Source organism: Alistipes putredinis DSM 17216, assembly GCF_000154465.1.
GTDB lineage: Bacteria > Bacteroidota > Bacteroidia > Bacteroidales > Rikenellaceae > Alistipes > Alistipes putredinis.
In genome coordinates this window covers 1,002,348-1,018,980 of the sequence record NZ_DS499577.1, presented here as the reverse complement: position 1 = coordinate 1,018,980, position 16,633 = coordinate 1,002,348, and the positions used below count along the sequence as shown (strand labels likewise).

The window sequence follows — 16,633 nt, the reverse complement described above, 5'->3', positions numbered from 1 at the left end:
TAATTAACCGTTCCACGAGGCGTCGAAGTCATGCACTACGTCGATAAGGGCCTGTGCCATCTGTTCCTTGAAGTGCTGGATCTCGGCGGTCTGACCCTCGGGCGATTTCAACAGGTCGATGGTCTCCACGCTCATCAGGTTGGTGATGTTGACGATGACCTGCTTGGGAGCCGCCGAAGATAACCGCCCCGTACCGGAGTAGTTGCCGCCCGCGCCGCCGTCATCGTCTCCTATGTTCGTGATGCGGTTGGCGTTGAACGGGGAGGTGTCGTTCGAGTCCGGCTCGTTGGCATAGAGCGCAGCTGAGAAGCCCGCCTTACGGAGGATGTTTTCCGCAGCCTCCGAGGAACCGCCAAATACCTGGCGTAGGGTACCGGAAAGGTTTACCAACAGGTGGTGCACGCGCTGCCGGCCGGCCAGCATCTCCTGCCGCTCCTTGTCGGTAGCCTGCGCGTTCAAAGCCTTCTGTACCCACAGCCCGTCTTTGTTCTGCGTAAAGCCGCCACGGGCCAACTCTCCATAGTCGAATCCCGACTTCTCGATCAGGGCACGGGCACCCGCCATGCTCTCGATGGCATCGAGATAACCTTGTGCCGCCGTGGTGATGTGTTTCACGGTGGTGTTGTTCTGGTAGGCGGCGTAAGTGGGCGTATAGGCCGCAGCCACTTCCGGCAGGTCACCGAGAGCGTTGGTATAGGTAATCTTGCCGTTACGTTCGAACCAGAAAGGTTTGTCCAAGCCGAGTTTCTTTGCGGCTTCGGCCGCCGTCACCGCCTGCTGCCCGTATTTGAGGGCGATGTTCTCGATAAAGGCACGGACCTCCAACGGGTCGGACATTTTGCCGAACTCGGCATAGGCGGCGTTCAGGCGCGACTGGCTGTCACGGCGGGCAATGGCGGTAATGGCCTCCCGGCTGTCGTCTTGTTGAGCATCGCTATAACTGTATGCCGGAGCATGATAGACACCCCCTCGGGAGGAAGACAAGCTGGCGCCGAGTTCAGCCAGAAATGACATCCACCAGTTCCCGGTAAATATTCCGATTTTATGCCCGCTGCTTTCCTCAACTGTCTTGCCGGAGGTCAGGTCGTCCACCGCCTTTTTGGTATCGATGGCCTGCTGGTAGGTTTTGTGCAAGGCCGCGTACAAGTCTTCGATGACCGGATAGCGGTATTTCTCGTTGGCGGTTATGTCTTCCAGTACGGCGTCCTTGGCTTTCTTGATCTGCCATGTCTTGTAGGCGACCCAGCCCAAGGCTCCCACCAATGCGGCGATACCGGCCGTTGCGGCAACGGCACCCGTACCAATGGCACTCAGGGAACCGGCAGCACCGACCAGACCGCCGCCCGTAGCGACCTGTGAGGCGAACAGCGAGGAGAATCCGGCACGGGCGGCGAAGGACCCGGCTCCGCTTTGCAACAAGGCACGGCCCATCGCACCCTTGCCGCTGACACCGGCTGCCCGCAAGGCCGTGACAAGGGCCCGTTTGTTGGCGAAAGAGAGTGCTTTGATTCCTCGTGCACTGGTCAGGCCGGTCAGACCGGAAACCAGCTCGACGATGGAGTTGCCTGCGGTCTGTTTGCCGATAAAGCCGACCGCGACGCCGACATTGGTCAGGGCGCCGGCGAGTTTGAACAGCCGCGTGGCGACAAAGCCGGTGAACAGGAGCGGTTCGATCCAGTAAAAGTTACGGGTCATCCACGATGCGAAGTTACCCAGCACGGAGAGCAGGCTCATGACGCCCTGCCCAATGGAGGCGAGACCTCGGGCGAACTCGCGGGAATTGAATTTGGCAAGGAAGTCTTTCAACGTGCTCCGGATGACCGGCTCGATGAGTTCGTACCCTTGCATGAAGGATTCCGTAAGCTGGGAGGTCATCTGGTACCACAAGCCTTTGGTCGTGTCCTGCTTGACTTGCGCCAGTTCGGAGGAGATGCCCTGCGACGCCCGGTTCTGGGAAGCAAGCGTCCGAAGCTGCCCGTAGTTGCTGACAAACATCATGGCGGCGTTGCCTCCGATTTTGCCGAAGATGGTCTGCATGTCGGCCATCGTCGCCCCTTTCTTGTTCAGGTCCTCGAAGATGTCGGCCAGCGGGCGCAGCTTTTCCACCTGCTTGCCGTAGATGTCTTCCATGCGGGTGAATTTCACACCCAGACGGTCCAATGCCTCCCGCGCCTCTTTGGTGGGTTTGGCAAAGCGGGTGGCCATAGCTCGCAAAGCCGTACCGGCCATTGTTCCTTTGATACCCATATTGCCGAGCACGCCGATGGCGGCGGATGCTTCCGTAAAATCGACGCCCGACAGACGCAGGTAACCGGCAGCCATCTTGAAGGACTCGGCCATCTCGATGATGTTTACGTTGGAACGCGAGACGGTAGAGGCCAGGATGTCGGCCACCGAGCCCATGCTGGTGTTCTTGATGTTGTAGCCGGTCTGGATGTTGGTGGCAAGGTCGGCAATCTGCGAGATGTCGTTGTCCCCGATGAGCGCGAGGTTCGTAATCGGGCGGATCGATTCGTTGATGGTCTCGATACCCATACCGGCCATACTGAGGAATTTCACCGCACCCGCCACCTCGATGGCCGTAAACTTGGTCTCAACACCGATGCGGCGCACGTACCGGGCCATCCGGTCGAAACGCCCCTCGAAGGTCGCCAGGTCTGAATCGGCAACCCGGAGAATCGAGTGTGCCGACTGCATGATGTTGGAATACTCGACGGCCTCCGTGAATTGTGTGCGAAGGAAGTTGTAGGCCATGTAGGCGTTGAGCATTCCGGCCATCGGGAGGTTCCGCCACGACGGAGCCTTGGAATACTGGATACGGTTGATGGCCGCACGGCGTTTGCTGCCGTACACGGAATCCTCGAAAGCCGCCTGACGGCGCATGGTTGTTACCGCACGGGCTGCGTTGCGCCGCCGCTGGGTATCCTCGGCCTGACGGCGTCGCTTCTCCGCATTGAGTTCCTCGCGGCGGGTGCGCTCGGCAATTTTGCGCAACTCCCGGTCGGTACGCGTACGTTCGCTTTCACGTAAGCGTGCGGCACGCTCGGCGGCACGGATCTCCGACATCTGCCGGAAGGTCTCCACTTGCAAGGCCGCTTTCTCTTTGGCCTGCTGCATGCGCTGACGGTTCATGGCCTCGTCCGCATAGAGACGTTTGTTCAGTCCGGCCTGTTCCTTGTCGGAAAGAACGGCGGCTGCGACTGGGGCATACGGCGGGCGCACGACGGGACCGGCAGGGACGGAGGTCGCGGGAGCTGCCGTATTCAGGTGCAGCGTCATAGTGGCTGCGCCCCGGATATTGCCTAAAAGAATGAGAATTTCCTGCAAGCGTGCCCGGGCCGCGTCGGTCTTGATGTTTACCTCACGCCTTTTCTCTAAATGAGCGAGGGCAGAGTTGATCTTGCCGATGGAACGGGTGACCGTCCGCTGGGTGTCCATGACGCTCTTGACAGCCGAAGCGGCATTCCGTTTCGCCTCGGCCTGCTGCTCGTCCAATTTTTTCTTGCCGACAAGTTTGTTGGTCTGGTTACGGAGCGCACGACCGTCGATTTTCTCGCCGGGATTGATGGTCAGCTTGATGCCCTGCGTCAGTTCTTTGATTTCGGTCAGCAGGTTCTTGACACCTTCCAGTCGCTTTTCCGTTTCGCCGGTTCGGATTTCCAGATCGAAGTTGAAATCCTTCTTCTTGCCGTTCTTTCCCCGGAAGGTCTTTTCCACGGCCTGCATCATCTCGTTGATGTTGGTCACGACCGGTGCAAAACTTATCCGACCCTTGCTCAGCTTCTCGACGGCATTGGCAAAGGCAGTGACCTGCTCGGTTCCCTCCGTGGCATTGACCTTTATATCGTAATAGACTTCGTAATTCTGCGTTTGAGCCATGAATAGCGTGTTTACATCCGTTGAAAGAATAGCCCTTTTCGGGTGCCGGGGACTGAAAAGGAAAGCCCCGCAGTCACAAGGGCTGCGGGGCTTCGGAAAGCGGATCAGGGAGACGGCGGTTGCAAGGTCAGACGGGAGACGAGCACCTGCTGGTGCAGCCACAACGCCTCCTCGGAAAGCATGGCAAACTCTTCGTCCGTGATGCTGTCGAGATGAACACCCGGGAAGTAGTGGCGGATATAGATCAGCCGTTGACGAATCCGCTGGTCGTCACGTACTGCCCAGGTGTCTATCAGTTTACCAGCAGGCTCTGACGGGTGGTGATAATCTCCGAAAGCTGGGACATCAGACCGAAGAGGAACAATGATTCGTTATCCACCAACTCCTTGTCGCCGTCGAGGAAGCAGTCGCGGGCGAGCTGACGCATGGCGTTCACCTCGTCCTTCTTCGATGCCGCCATGAACTTCGAGAACTGCGGGAAGGTCGGCTCGCCCATGTAGGCGACGTAGAACTCCTTCTCGCCGCAGTCCGTGTCGCCGAACACGACCATTGGATAGACCTTGCGGGTTTTCTTTTCGGCCTTCAGCGCGGCCGCCTTCTCCTTAATCTGGGCTTCCTGCTCCAGCGTAAGATTCTTATCTTCCATTTCTGCGTGATATTTGGTTACAAAAAGGAATAGCGGCTTTATCGCTTCAACGGGTGTAATTTCGCAGATAAAATTGTCTATCTACTTGTTTATTCGTATCTTGCAACAGGTTTCGGCATAATACGGAGCCTGTTTATATATAGGATAAAACCTGCTTTTGCGGTCATATTCCGTCAGATAACAACGATATTGATATATAGAGAAATGAAGATACAATACGCAAGCGACCTTCATCTGGAATTTGATGAAAACAGCCGTTTTTTGCAGAAACATCCCCTGGCCGTAACGGGAGATATTCTTGTTCTTGCCGGTGACATCGGATACTTGAGTGATAAATACTGCGAGCGACATCCGTTTTGGGATTGGGCAGCCGACCATTACGAACAAGTAATCGCTATTCCGGGCAATCATGAGTTTTACCGGGGATTCGATATGGCAACAACGGTAGACGGATGGAGTTATGCCCTTCGCCCCAATGTTCGTTATTATAACAATCAGGTCATATCGCTGGGGGTAGAAATTGACTTGATTGTGACACCTCTGTGGGCACAGATTCCGTTCGACAAAGCAGCGGAAACCGTTATGCGTGTGAATGATTTTAGGAATATCCGTTGCGAGAACGACATACTAAGGTGGACCCGCTTCAACGAGGAGCATTTTCGCTGTTTCCGGTTTCTGACCGAGGCCGTAAAACAGAGCAAGGCCAAACACATCGTGGTTATGACACATCACGTCCCCTCATCGCTACTGATGGCTCCTGAATTTCAGGACAGTCCGATCAACGGAGCGTTTATGGTGGACCTGACAGACTATATCGAAGCGAGCCCGATTGAATATTGGATATACGGGCACTCTCACCGAAACATCGACGCAACGATCAGAAACACCAGGTGCCTGTCGAATCAATTAGGATATATCGGTGGTAATGAGCACATTTCATTTGATCCGGCTCGATATATGGAGATAGTCGAGGAATAATCTTTGTACAAATGTACCACTGTATTGAAAATTTGTGGTAACTTTGTACGAAAGATAAAAGAAGACATGGAGTATATTGAGAACATCATACGGAACAATGGAGGCTACATTACTGCGAATCAGGCGAAGGCCGTAAATCGCACAACGTATTACAAGGTACTGGAACTGGTCAGAAACGGAGATTTGGTTCGCATACGCCCAGGTGTGTATCTGTTGCCGGATGAAATGGCTAAAACCATGATTGATGTTGAGATAGTCATTCCGGGAGGCGTTCTATGTATGTACTCTGCATGGTCCCATTATGGACTGACCACCCAAATACCGACTGAGTATTATATTGCCATAGCGCGTAACAGAAAAGTAAGGACACCTGAATATCCTCCCATTACGATATATCGATGGGATGAAGTGGCCTATGAAACCGGAATCACACATACCGTCATAGAAGGGATTACCGTTCCTGTTTATGACATCGAAAAATCGGTCTGTGACGCCATAAAACACCGGAATAAAATCGGTATTGATGTCAGCTCCGAGATACTGAAGAACTACCTGAGCCGCAAAACGCGGGACATCGATAAACTGATGAAATACGCCAAAATTATGCGTGTGGCATCAACAATAAAAAAATATCTGGAAATACAGTTATAAAATATGGGAGAAAAGAATTACGGAAAATCCGTCAGGGCAAAACTCCTGAACATATCCAAAGCGGAAAAGCTGGGTTACCAGCTCATAGTAATCCGTTACATTCAGGAACGCCTGTTGTATCGCTTGTCTCAGAGCCGTTTCCGCGAGAAACTGTTTCTGAAAGGAGGCGCGTTGCTATACGCTCTCGAACAGTTCCGGGCACGTCCGACCTTGGACATAGACTTCCTCGGCGATAAAATCAGCAGGGACAAGGAGTTTGTAAAAATGGCATTCGAGGAGATATGTGCCGTGTCTTGTCCGGAGGACGGGATGACATTCGACACGGAAAGCATCTCAGCCGAAGAGATAACGGTAAACAAGGAATATCATGGCATACGGCTTCATGTTACGGCTCGGCTGGATACCATCCGCCAAGTCATTTCGATGGATATCGGGTTCGGAGATGTGATTACGCCGAAACCCGAAGAACTGGATTATCCGGTATTGCTGAAAGAAACTCCGGCTGTCAATATCATGGCCTATTCATTGGAAACGGTCGTGGCGGAGAAATTTCAGGCTATGATTGATCTGGCGGAAGAAAACAGCCGGATGAAAGACTTTTTTGACGTGTACCGCATTCTGGAAAGCAACAAAGTGAATGAAGAGATGTTGCAACAGGCTATTACCGCCACCTTCTCGAATAGAGAAACCGGATACAAGCCGGATCACATTCTGTTTGCGGAAGAGTTCGTGAAAAGTCCGACACGTATTGCTTTCTGGAAAGGTTTCTTGCGAAAAATCAAATACACGGAAGAACTGTCCTTTGAAACAGTAATGACCGTAATAAAAGAGCGACTACAAGGATATTGGGAAAATTTATAATTCGAAATAATATGGACAATAAAAAATTATCTGAAAAGAAACAAGAATTGATGAAGCCTGATTGGACAGAGAATCTTCATCATGAATTGCAAGAACTACCTTTGCAAGAAGCAAAATGGATTGTAGAAAATATGACTGACTCAGAAATATTTTCTAAAGTAAATAACCGCAGATTTCAGGAGGATTATATTGCCGATTATATAGAGTATCTTTGGACTATTAGTCCAATTGCATATTGGAAGCACATTATTGCGTCATTATCACCCAATATAGGTGCTCTTTGGAGTGATAATATGTCGCATTTTAGAAAAATGTGTACTATTAAGATTCCTGTTGATGTCTTACATGCTGTTTTATCTTTTGCAATATCCCATGATGATAAAAATCGGCAAGATTCAGAAGCTATTGGTTGTGTTATTAAGGCTCAAATTGATAAATTTGGTAGAATAGATGAAATTAAGGCATATATTTCTTCACTACCAGAGAACCAACGAGTTTTTGCGAAAGAGAAAATTTTTGAATATGTAAAACAAGAATGCGGTTATATCTTTTACTGATATGGATAATCATTTTACTATAAATTATCTTCAAGCAATAAAAACTCATCTTCATATCGATTTCAATACAGATAATAGAGCTGTATTCTATCCTGACAAGGTTTGTAATTCAGACTTTATCAATTTGAAAAAGACTTTAGATCAAATATGGAAGGAAACAGAGAGTGCGATTTCTATTTTAAGGACACGAGAGGAAGCCTTTGTCCAGATGGGTTTGTTTGGTTTAGTAGACGATTTGGACTTAGCTGTAAAAGTTGGTTTTTCGTTAGGTGACAGAATTGTATTAGTTGATTACTTATACGAACGGATTTTATCTAAATTGTCTCCTGAACGGATAAATATAACTCATATTGGTTCCATTGCGAGTTCATTAGTCAATCTCTTACCTTTAGCAGAAAAAGGAAGGATCGTAATGATTCCCAATCCTTTTATGTGGCATTCTGATTCAAAGCAGATTATATCAGAAGTCATAAGAAATGGAGCTGATATGACTCCGGAATTATTAAGTCTTTTGAATATGCTATCAATTACAAAATATTGTAATTTACATCCATATACGATAGCAGAATCACCTGAACGGTTCCAAACAATTATCGAACAAGATATCGATTTCTCCGATGCAAGAGGTCTTAGCTCCGGAAAATATGCTTACGATGGGATATTAGGAGCATTATTATCAGAAAAAATAATCAATGAAACAGAATTGAATATTGTGCTGAATACTCCTATCACTCAATATTATGACATAATATCTCAAGAAAAGGATTTTTATAGAGATTATCTCCAGATTTTAACAAATGGAGGAGCTTTATCTGCGTCTAATAATATTGATTCTGTAAGATCATTGATTGTTAAAGCAATAGGTAGAAGAAATGAGCAAGCGAAGCAGAAAATAAAAAAAACTATTGAGATTGGTGGCGGAATAGGTGGCGGAATTATTAGCATTTTAGGAACAATTTCAGTCATATCTGCGCCATTAGCATTGACAGGTGCCTTGCTTAGTTTTGCTCCTTCATTAGTAAGTTTATTAAGTGATAAGACAGAGGCGAAAAATTCTGTTATATCTATATTCAATAAGTTGTTAGAAAATTAAAAGTAACTCTTGAAGAAGTGAAGAAACAAAGAAAAGAGGGAATGCCGACATCGGGAGACATTCTCTCTTTTTTACAGCAACGCTTTCAATTTCTCCTCCAGCACGAATTTGGCAATGGCTCCGACCTGCCGTCCGACCTCCTTGCCGTCCTTGAAGAAAATCACCGTCGGTATGTTCCGGATGGAATACCTTACGGCTATGTCGTTGTTCTCTTCCACGTCACACGCAGCGATAACCGCCTGTTCCTTGTAGGCCTCCGCTAACTCCGCAACCATCGGTGCCAACGCCTTGCACGGGCCGCACCACTCGGCGCCGAAATCGACCATGAGCGGCTTCTCCATAGAGAGCAGCTCATCAAAGTTCTTCTCTGTCGCTTGTATCATAATCATTCGTTATAGGTTATACTCAAAAGGCTGCAAAGATACCGAAATATCCCCGGATCGCAAACACAAAACCGCCCCTTTTCAAAAAGAAGCGGTCCCATGCAAGAGAATGAAAGCTAAATGGTATCCCCATCTCCAATCTGAATATCAAAGGGATTGAGGTCGAACTCGTGCGTAATATTGGTATCGTCCTGCTGGCTCTCCATGCCGTCCTCGCTGAAGATACAGCCTTTCAACGTGACGGTGGTGGTCGTCCAGTCATCGCTGGCCATCGGGTTGGCGAACGAGATGATCAGGTCGAACTCTCCGATGTCCATCAGACTGCCGTAGGTCGAGCGCAGGGTCTGCTGCGTGGCATAGTCCATCGTGATGCTCGCCGTGTAGGAGATGTTTCCGAAACCCCGGCTGACCGGTTTCCCGCCCAGACCGTAGTTGGGCTCGATTTTGCGTTTCTTGCTCCATTTGATACCCGAAACGCCTTCGAGTACGGTGGAGCCTTCCTCGATTCCCAAAGCCGTACTGGCTAAGGTAATCATCGACCAAGAGTATGCGACGTTGTTTATGATTGCCATGTTTACATCTATTTAGCGGTTAGTGATAAGCCTTCCTCGACATAGATTTTCACGGCCACACCGACAGGTACGATGACATAGCTGATGCGCAGCGTATCGTCCACCAGTACGTTCTGGTTGGGGTCAATGGTCACGGCATAGCCGCTGATCTCCTGTGCTGCCTGCATCTTGGCCAATATATCACCGATCAGGGTCTTGAAGGCCGTAATCTTCGAGGGTGCGAGAAAGCCCGTTGCAGGGTTCACCATCAGAGGGCTGTGCAGATACGGTAGCAAGGCTTCGCGCACGGCACGGCGGCTCTTATTTATGGTACGGTTGCGGGCGATGGTACGGTAGTCCCCGTTGGAGCAGGTCTGGTCTTTGGAGATGTAAATGCCATTCTCCCGACCCGAATACTTGATGGGAAAAATGTATCCCTTGTCATCCAGTTCGTCCAGCAATACCGGCGAGAGGGATTCGTACAGGTTGGTCGATACGAATTCGTCCTCGGCATCGAGCGTAAGATCTCCGAACCCGAGCTCAATCTGCTGGAAGTCGTCGGCAAAGAGGTTGAACTGACGTACCCAGGCGATGGACTCGTGAACGCTCGCCTTGGCAAGGGCGCCCATGACAGCACCCAGGAATCCCACCGGCGTATGGTTCGGGTTGCGGGACTGAATCGTCGCGTTCTGGTCGTTCCGCGCCTGCCCGAAGATGACGCTGGTGCGGGACGACTCGCAGATGGCCGACGGGATACGGTTCAGGTCAATGACCTTTGCCTCTTCCGTGTCGCTGCCCGTGTTACCGGGGTTGGCGCACAGCACCACCGACAGGGGTTGGTTCAGCTCGGCCAGTGCCACCGCCTTGTCGTTGATGCCCTTGACGAGGTTCAGGTTGTATTTCTCCTGCTCGCCGTTGAGCTTCCAGAGCGGCTGCTCGGTCCAGATACCCACCTGCGAGATGAGCCCGTCCGCCGCGCGCTGCATCACGTCCAATGCGTCCCAGTTCTGGGAGCAGTCCGCGAACATGACATACAGCCGCCCCGGACCGTCGATGTTGCCGCCCATGCGAAAGAACTCGCGGATATGGTAGGCCGGAATACCGAACAGGAAGTTTTCGTTGGCCTCCTCGTCCGGGTCACACGCGACACGCTCCTGGATGCCGAAGTCCTGCACGGAGGATTTACGGCTGGTGATGCAGATGACATCGCCCGGTGCCACGTTCATCTCGTTGCTTTTCCCGTAACCGGCGGTAAAAAGGTCGGGCTGTCCCGATACGTCGAACAGCAGGCCCGTGATTTTCTCGTTGCTTGCGGATGCGGCATACGGCAGATTGCCGTCCACATCCTTGATGATTACATTACCTAAAGCCATATCGCCTGCATGTTATGATTTGTAATAGGGATTCTTGTAGAGGATGGCCTTGCCCCGGATGGCCGGAGTGGTCTGCGGCGTGTACATGCTGCCGTCGGCATCGATGTAGAGTTCCTTGTAGTCGGGAAATTTCCCGAGAATGGCCAACACCGCAGCCGGAATCTCGGTCGCCGCTTTCGGTGCCTGTTCTTTCTTCGGGTTTTTCTCGGATGCCGTATCTTTCTCCACAGTTGCTGCCGACGGTGCGGCTACCGTCGCATCGGGCTGGGTTGTATCTGTTTCGGGAATGGTCGTTTGAGTCTTTGCCATAGATATTTCGGTATGAAAAAGGGGGATGGAGCATGGTGTCCATCCCCCGCACGGTTATTATTCGGTGATTCGGTAAAGGGTTATGCCGTTTTGGCGTAGGCCGTATGGACGACGATTTCGGCAGGCTTGACGATGTTCACGTCCATCTTCATTCGCATTTGGAAGAAGAAGAGTTCCGAGTTGGATTGCAGGCGGTCCACTTTGAGGACTTCGGCATCGTTGGCGTAATCGACACCCATCCACAGGTTGGAATCCATGCCCGACGTGAAGTTGCCCATGACAATGGTGTGCTCCGGTACGCCCGTGATGGGGATGATGCGCTTACCCTTGAAACGGTAGCGGTTTACCTCGCTGTTCTCGGAGTATTTTACCATCTTGTCGGTGATATACTGGTCGTAGGCGTCCCACGCTTCCCAGCCCATGACGATGCTCAGGCCCGACCGCTTGCGGATCTGCTTGGGGCATTTCTTCCACATCGAGTAGAGGGCCGCCTCGACCGCAGCACCGTCCTTGAGCTCTGTCGTACCGGAGACGATGCACTGGCCGCCTGCGACGGTCTGGGCATCGGTGGCGTTCACGTTGTCGATGATGCGCTTGACGACCCCGTCGAAGTATTTCTCCTTGCCGGCTCCGATCTGCACGGCACCGGCGGGAGCCGTGATGCCTGCGGCGGCCGCACCGCCCTTGGCCGAGGTCCAGATGGCATTGCCGATGAACTCGTTTTTCTTGTCCATCAGAAGGCGCAGCATCGTGGCCTGCAACTTGGGGTCGAGCTCGCGGAAGACGAGGTTGCCCGTCGGCTGCGCGAATTTCCAGTACGCCTCGAAGTCGCGCGGATTGAATTCGAGGTAAACCATGAACTCGGCGGGTTCGAGATGGCGTTCCGTGAACTGGTATTCGTTCTCGCCGTTTTCGCCTTTGGCTCCGTGCGAGCTCTGGGGCGTGGGCACGTTGTCCTGAATGATGTCTCCCAACCGGATGGCCGGCAAGGTGTACTTGTGCTGGATGCCGGACTTGATGTGTATCAGCCCCTCACGGTAGGTGTCGTTGCCCTGCGCCGTGTAGGTGAGCAGGTCCTCCAATACCTCTCCGGCATAGCCGTTCTGTAAGAAAGTTACTGTATCTGCCATTGTGTTAGTGATTTTCTGGGTTAGAATCTCGGCCGCGAACAGGGAGCATCGACTCAAAGCGGTAAACCACTTCCGGCAAATCAGTTTATGTGTATCAAGGTGGCGGGATGGTACGTCTCCCACCGGACGGGGTTATTGCAGTTTCTTGAACTGGAAGTCTTTGCCTACGACGGCTTCGACCTGCTCGGCGATTTTCTGTCCGGCACTCTTCAAGGCATCGGCTGCCGCTTTGGCGTTGTCGGGGTCGGTGGCAATCTGCTCGCTGATTTTCTCGCGGGCGGGAATCGAACCGATGGTGTCCTGCACCAACTGGAAGTTCGTGGCGGCCATCTCTTTCCAGCCGGGCACCGCGTCCGCCTCTATCTTGCCTTCGTCCACGGCTTTCTGCAAGAAGTTCTCAATGGCGCTTGCCTTGGCGTCGGCCTCTTTCTGCTCATAGACCTGCAACCGGGCGGTTACGCTGTCGAGGTCTTTCTGGAGATTGCCGATGGCGGCGTCCTTACCCGCGATGACGGTCTTGGCATCGCTCAGTGCTTTGTTCGCCTCGGCCAGCCGGGCTTCCACACCGGTCAGCTCCGAGATGCGGGAGAGCACGTCCTTGACCTCGTTCTTCTCCTGCATGCCGAGCGAGGCGATCACTGCGCTGTATTCCGGGGATAATGTTTTCTCTTCGTTCATGGGTCTCTGATTAAGTTTCGTATTAAGAATAGTGGTTTTCTCGCCCGACGGGTGATTTTCATCCTCGGGCGGTGTGATGCGGTTCATGACTGCCTGTATGGCCGCCGCATCCGTGATGCCCGACAGGTCGGCACGCACCTTGTCCCGGAGCTGCTTGCTGGTCCTCAGTACATGGCTTTCGGGAATGATGCCCGCTTTCACGGCTGCCGCCGCATCGAAGAATGTCCCGTCCTGCCCGGCAGCGCCGTCCATGATGGCCCGGACTTTCTCGTGGCTTAACCCGAACCGTTTGCGGTAGATGGTCTCGATTTGTGCCGTGAAGGCTTTGACCAGCTCGGACGGTTCCCCATCGTTTTCGTCGGGAAGGAACGGATTGTGAATCATCAGTATCCCGTAATCCCGCATGAACGACTTGTCCCCGGCAGCCCAGATAACGGAGCCCATCGAAGCGGCCATGCCTTCGATGACGCATTCGGTAGGCACCGAGGCGTTCTGGATGGCGGCATAGACCGTCATGCCGTGCAGCACCGAACCGCCCTCCGAGTTGATGAGCACCCGGATGAGGGACGGACGCACGATGTTCTCCAAAAAGTCGAACGCCTCGCTGAAACGCCCCGCGCTCTCTTCCGTAATGCGGCCGAAGAAGCGGATGGAGGCCGGACGCCCTGCGCCCGACTGACAGACGATATGTTCAAAAGTTTCCGTGTTCATCTTTTCCTTTGGGTAAGAATAGCTTCGCTCGCATAAAATGGTTTATAATCCGTCTCCGGAGCCATCCGGAACATCCCCGGCAGGCTTTTCCTCTTCGGGTTCTTTTTCATCCTCCTCCGGCAGGTCCGGCACATCGACCGAGGGCTGGAATCCCGTAACCTTTTCGTAAACCGGTTCGGCATGGTGCCCGTGTCCCGCCGTGTCGTGCTGCGGCGCATCGGCATGTTGCGTGAAAGGCGGCATGACCAAGTAGCGCTCGACCCAGTTGCGGTACTTCCATGCTGACGATTCCCGGAACCAGACCTCGTAATCCACCCAGTACGCCTGCAACATATTGGTGGTAACAGGCATGTCGAAGTAAAGGAGGTTGCAGCGTTCCGTGAGTGCCGGTTCATGGCTTTTGGCATCCTGAATGGCGACGTTCAACCGTTGGAAAACGATGAACGGGTCGCATTCCCGTTCCGGGTCGGTATGGTTGAGCGTATTGAGGATGAAGCGGATGCGCATGGTGGCGCGGCCCTCGCCGATACGTTGCTGCTGCACGAGGTAGCGCACGTTCACGAAGCGGATGAAGATGGCCGGGAAGGCGATTTCCATTTCCAGGTTCTCGCTGCGCACGATACGGGAAAACTGTCCCGTGTCAATCATGATTGTTCTGAAGAACGATGGACTTTGCGGGTCCTCCGGATTCTCCCTGAGCGTGAGGATGGCCCGCCGGACGGCCTGATACATGTTCACGAACGGATTCTCCGAGACCGATTCCGGCACGGCGACCGCAGGTCGTTCCGCTTCCGGAGCGGAACCGTTTACGGGTGGATTATGTGGTTTCTTGTCTCTGATCATGGGTTCGGAAAGGGAAATCCCCGGAACAAGATGGGGATAAACAGTTGATTGACGGTATGGTTCAGTTTCGGGCTAATGCCGATAAACTGCCGGTGCTCGGGTCGCCGACGGCTGTACTGATTGACGGTATAGAGCCCCAAAGCCGGGTCGGTGTTGTGCACGGCTGCGTAACTTTGGGAAGCGCCGCGCTTCCCATGCTGGTGATAATTGCTTGCCTTGGTCCAGATGGCATAACGAGCCCCACGGCGGAAAATCTTTTTCCGTTCGCCATACGCACGCTGGGTAAGGTTGGTGCGGTCCATGCGCTCCGCCTCCCCGAAAATAGAGCGGGACAAATTACCGGTATCGTTCATTACGGGATGCGTGAAACGGCGTCCCCAGCGGGATTTACGCTCCGGCCACAGCTTGCCGCTGCCATACAATCCGCCTTCGGCAAAGCTGGTGCGGAAACGGCTCTTGGAGTATTCGCCGGCCATTGTCACGAAGTCGTGGGTGTTGAACTCCATCTTGTTGGGCAGATAACGGCCGTTGCCTTTCGGAGCCCACTGCTCGCAGAATTGTTCAAGGGTGATTCTCATGGCTACGGGTTGGTGTCGGTTTGTTTCACGCCTCGGGGATGACCGTAACGTTTGTAGTATTCCTCGTCCGACATGATGCCACGGTCCGACGAGCTACCGCCGGGCACAGCACCGCCTCCGCAGCCCATGCCGGGTATCACGTTGAGCTGCTTGCCTACGATGATGCCGAACTCTTTCTCGATTTCGTCCGCCGCCACCTCGTACTTGTCCGTGATGAGCGAGTAGAGCTTGATGCGGTCTTCGTTATTCATGTCGATGCGGTTGGAATACTTGAATTCCAACCCGGCAGGGATATAGCCCATCGCCACAAGACGGGGGACAATCTGCTCGTTCATCACGTTCTCGATGTAGCGGCGGTACACCTCGATGCGGTCGCGGAAGATGTCCTGATGCGCCTTGGTGGAGCCGACATACGACTGCATGCCTCCGGCCATCGATTCGGAGCCGAGAATGAGGTTCGAGACCTCCTTGTTGGCGAACTGAATTAGTCCGGTATATATCTTCTCGCTGTTTGACATGGTGAAGGTCTTGATGTCCACTTCGTCCTCCAATCCCGTTACGATGATTTTATTTTGAGCTGCATTGGAGATGTCTTGCGCCAGACGCTTGCGATCCATGTTGTTTTCGCTGACGGTCTTTCCGTGAATAATCGGCTGACCGTATGAATGGCTGAAATTCAAGTAGTTCGCAATCGTAAACTTTTTGGCGAGGATAAGTGGCGTCGTGGCCGAGAAGAGTCCCAAATATCTCCCGTCTTGATGAGCACATAACGCTTCCGGTAGGCGGCCGAGCGGATGTCCCAGTGCGGCAGCCACAACCCCTGCCGCTTGACGACGATGCCCTGTTCGGGCAGGACGTTGCGACGCTCGATGCTGTTCACTTCTTTCAGGCGACCCGTATCGGGGTCGATGTCCGGCATGATTTCCAAAAGCGTATAACCGTAGAGTTTGGCTTCGATGATGCCACGGATGATTTTATCGAATTGCGAGCCCTGTATCTTCTGGCTCTCTTTCACATCCTTGACGTATTTGCCCTTGTCGTTCAGACGGGCGAGCATATAGCGGTCACCGAGTATCTGGCTTTCGAGCGTCTCGATGACCGCACGGATGTGCGCATCCTGTTGCAGACACGCATCGTACAGGTCGATCAGACGCGCCCGGTCGTCGAGGATGGTTCCCAGCAGCATGTTCGAGCGCACCGAGCGGTAGCGGTTGTGCCGTTCGATTTCCCGTACGTATTCCTGAATTGTTTTTTTTGACGTGTGGAATATGCTTTCGAGCAACTCGTGGTTAAAAGTACCTTCTTCCTGCATTTTTTCGGGTTTCAAAAAGAATAGTTCGAACCCGAAAAAATGGGTTATCCGCACCCTTCCGACCATACGAACAAATTACCTCCAATATGTTCGGTTTACC

At 52.6% G+C, this 16,633-nt stretch carries 15 protein-coding genes and 1 pseudogene; 5 read left to right on the top strand and 11 right to left on the bottom strand.

Translation table 11 applies throughout. The features are described 5' to 3' along the window. Positions 1–3: 3 nt before the first annotated feature. Positions 4–3,879, bottom strand: a complete 3,876-nt coding sequence (locus ALIPUT_RS04980) for a phage tail tape measure protein (RefSeq protein ID WP_004328650.1) — start codon at positions 3,877–3,879, stop codon at positions 4–6. Between the two features lie 292 nt (positions 3,880–4,171). Next, a complete protein-coding gene (locus ALIPUT_RS04970; RefSeq protein WP_004328649.1) occupies positions 4,172–4,525 on the bottom strand; it encodes a hypothetical protein in 354 nt (117 codons plus the stop codon). A 204-nt stretch (positions 4,526–4,729) separates the two neighbouring features. On the opposite strand from ALIPUT_RS04970, the gene ALIPUT_RS04965 reads away from it, so the two are divergent. From ALIPUT_RS04965 to ALIPUT_RS04945, 5 genes are all read left to right on the top strand, one after another. Continuing rightward, on the top strand, positions 4,730–5,503 hold the full coding sequence (locus ALIPUT_RS04965; RefSeq protein ID WP_004328647.1) for a metallophosphoesterase: 774 nt from the start codon (positions 4,730–4,732) through the stop codon (positions 5,501–5,503). A gap of 66 nt (positions 5,504–5,569) precedes the next feature. Beyond that, positions 5,570–6,154: a type IV toxin-antitoxin system AbiEi family antitoxin domain-containing protein gene (locus ALIPUT_RS04960; protein ID WP_004328646.1), complete on the top strand. Its 585-nt coding sequence runs from the start codon at positions 5,570–5,572 to the stop codon at positions 6,152–6,154. 3 nt (positions 6,155–6,157) lie between these two features. After that, entirely contained in the window at positions 6,158–7,015 is an 858-nt protein-coding gene (locus ALIPUT_RS04955; protein WP_004328645.1) for a nucleotidyl transferase AbiEii/AbiGii toxin family protein, read from the top strand. An 11-nt stretch (positions 7,016–7,026) separates the two neighbouring features. Next, positions 7,027–7,572, top strand: a complete 546-nt coding sequence (locus ALIPUT_RS04950) for a hypothetical protein (RefSeq protein ID WP_004328644.1) — start codon at positions 7,027–7,029, stop codon at positions 7,570–7,572. A gap of 1 nt (position 7,573) precedes the next feature. Then, entirely contained in the window at positions 7,574–8,665 is a 1,092-nt protein-coding gene (locus ALIPUT_RS04945) for a hypothetical protein (protein WP_004328643.1), read from the top strand. Positions 8,666–8,736: 71 nt separating this feature from the next. Here ALIPUT_RS04945 and trxA read toward each other — a convergent pair whose 3' ends face one another. The 9 genes and pseudogenes from trxA to ALIPUT_RS13270 all read right to left on the bottom strand — a co-directional run bounded on the left by trxA (position 8,737) and on the right by ALIPUT_RS13270 (position 16,533). Then, positions 8,737–9,054 (bottom strand): thioredoxin, encoded by a 318-nt coding sequence (gene trxA / locus ALIPUT_RS04940; RefSeq protein WP_004328642.1) that lies wholly within the window; start codon positions 9,052–9,054, stop codon positions 8,737–8,739. 110 nt (positions 9,055–9,164) lie between these two features. After that, the gene (locus ALIPUT_RS04935) at positions 9,165–9,620 is read right to left on the bottom strand and encodes a hypothetical protein (protein WP_004328641.1); all 456 of its coding nucleotides are present in this window, start codon (positions 9,618–9,620) and stop codon (positions 9,165–9,167) included. An 8-nt stretch (positions 9,621–9,628) separates the two neighbouring features. After that, positions 9,629–10,972, bottom strand: coding sequence for a DUF2586 family protein (locus tag ALIPUT_RS04930; RefSeq protein WP_004328640.1), 1,344 nt, complete (start codon positions 10,970–10,972; stop codon positions 9,629–9,631). A gap of 12 nt (positions 10,973–10,984) precedes the next feature. Beyond that, on the bottom strand, positions 10,985–11,281 hold the full coding sequence (locus tag ALIPUT_RS04925) for a hypothetical protein (RefSeq protein WP_004328639.1): 297 nt from the start codon (positions 11,279–11,281) through the stop codon (positions 10,985–10,987). An 80-nt stretch (positions 11,282–11,361) separates the two neighbouring features. After that, positions 11,362–12,411 carry a hypothetical protein gene (locus ALIPUT_RS04920; protein ID WP_004328638.1) on the bottom strand — a complete coding sequence of 350 codons (1,050 nt, stop codon included), beginning with the start codon at positions 12,409–12,411 and terminating at the stop codon, positions 11,362–11,364. A gap of 132 nt (positions 12,412–12,543) precedes the next feature. Further along, positions 12,544–13,800, bottom strand: coding sequence for a Clp protease ClpP (locus ALIPUT_RS04915; protein ID WP_004328637.1), 1,257 nt, complete (start codon positions 13,798–13,800; stop codon positions 12,544–12,546). Between the two features lie 42 nt (positions 13,801–13,842). Further along, positions 13,843–14,643, bottom strand: a complete 801-nt coding sequence (locus tag ALIPUT_RS04910) for a hypothetical protein (RefSeq protein ID WP_004328636.1) — start codon at positions 14,641–14,643, stop codon at positions 13,843–13,845. Further along, the gene (locus tag ALIPUT_RS04905) at positions 14,640–15,221 is read right to left on the bottom strand and encodes a hypothetical protein (RefSeq protein WP_004328635.1); all 582 of its coding nucleotides are present in this window, start codon (positions 15,219–15,221) and stop codon (positions 14,640–14,642) included. The genes ALIPUT_RS04910 and ALIPUT_RS04905 overlap by 4 nt, the downstream gene beginning before the upstream one ends. A gap of 2 nt (positions 15,222–15,223) precedes the next feature. Continuing rightward, positions 15,224–16,533: pseudogene (locus ALIPUT_RS13270) on the bottom strand (phage portal protein family protein). Positions 16,534–16,633: the final 100 nt, after the last annotated feature.

Bases quoted from the DNA above. Each gene is read 5' to 3' on its own strand.
- ALIPUT_RS04980 (WP_004328650.1), bottom strand. From the start codon at position 3,879: ATGGCTCAAACGCAGAATTACGAAGTCTATTACGATATAAAGGTCAAT.
- ALIPUT_RS04945 (WP_004328643.1), top strand. From the start codon at position 7,574: ATGGATAATCATTTTACTATAAATTATCTTCAAGCAATAAAAACTCAT.
- ALIPUT_RS04915 (WP_004328637.1), bottom strand. From the start codon at position 13,800: ATGAACACGGAAACTTTTGAACATATCGTCTGTCAGTCGGGCGCAGGG.
- ALIPUT_RS04955 (WP_004328645.1), top strand. From the start codon at position 6,158: ATGGGAGAAAAGAATTACGGAAAATCCGTCAGGGCAAAACTCCTGAAC.
- ALIPUT_RS04930 (WP_004328640.1), bottom strand. From the start codon at position 10,972: ATGGCTTTAGGTAATGTAATCATCAAGGATGTGGACGGCAATCTGCCG.
- ALIPUT_RS04935 (WP_004328641.1), bottom strand. From the start codon at position 9,620: ATGGCAATCATAAACAACGTCGCATACTCTTGGTCGATGATTACCTTA.
- ALIPUT_RS04910 (WP_004328636.1), bottom strand. From the start codon at position 14,643: ATGATCAGAGACAAGAAACCACATAATCCACCCGTAAACGGTTCCGCT.
- ALIPUT_RS04970 (WP_004328649.1), bottom strand. From the start codon at position 4,525: ATGGAAGATAAGAATCTTACGCTGGAGCAGGAAGCCCAGATTAAGGAG.
- ALIPUT_RS04905 (WP_004328635.1), bottom strand. From the start codon at position 15,221: ATGAGAATCACCCTTGAACAATTCTGCGAGCAGTGGGCTCCGAAAGGC.
- ALIPUT_RS04925 (WP_004328639.1), bottom strand. From the start codon at position 11,281: ATGGCAAAGACTCAAACGACCATTCCCGAAACAGATACAACCCAGCCC.
- trxA (WP_004328642.1), bottom strand. From the start codon at position 9,054: ATGATTATGATACAAGCGACAGAGAAGAACTTTGATGAGCTGCTCTCT.
- ALIPUT_RS04965 (WP_004328647.1), top strand. From the start codon at position 4,730: ATGAAGATACAATACGCAAGCGACCTTCATCTGGAATTTGATGAAAAC.
- ALIPUT_RS04920 (WP_004328638.1), bottom strand. From the start codon at position 12,411: ATGGCAGATACAGTAACTTTCTTACAGAACGGCTATGCCGGAGAGGTA.
- ALIPUT_RS04960 (WP_004328646.1), top strand. From the start codon at position 5,570: ATGGAGTATATTGAGAACATCATACGGAACAATGGAGGCTACATTACT.
- ALIPUT_RS04950 (WP_004328644.1), top strand. From the start codon at position 7,027: ATGGACAATAAAAAATTATCTGAAAAGAAACAAGAATTGATGAAGCCT.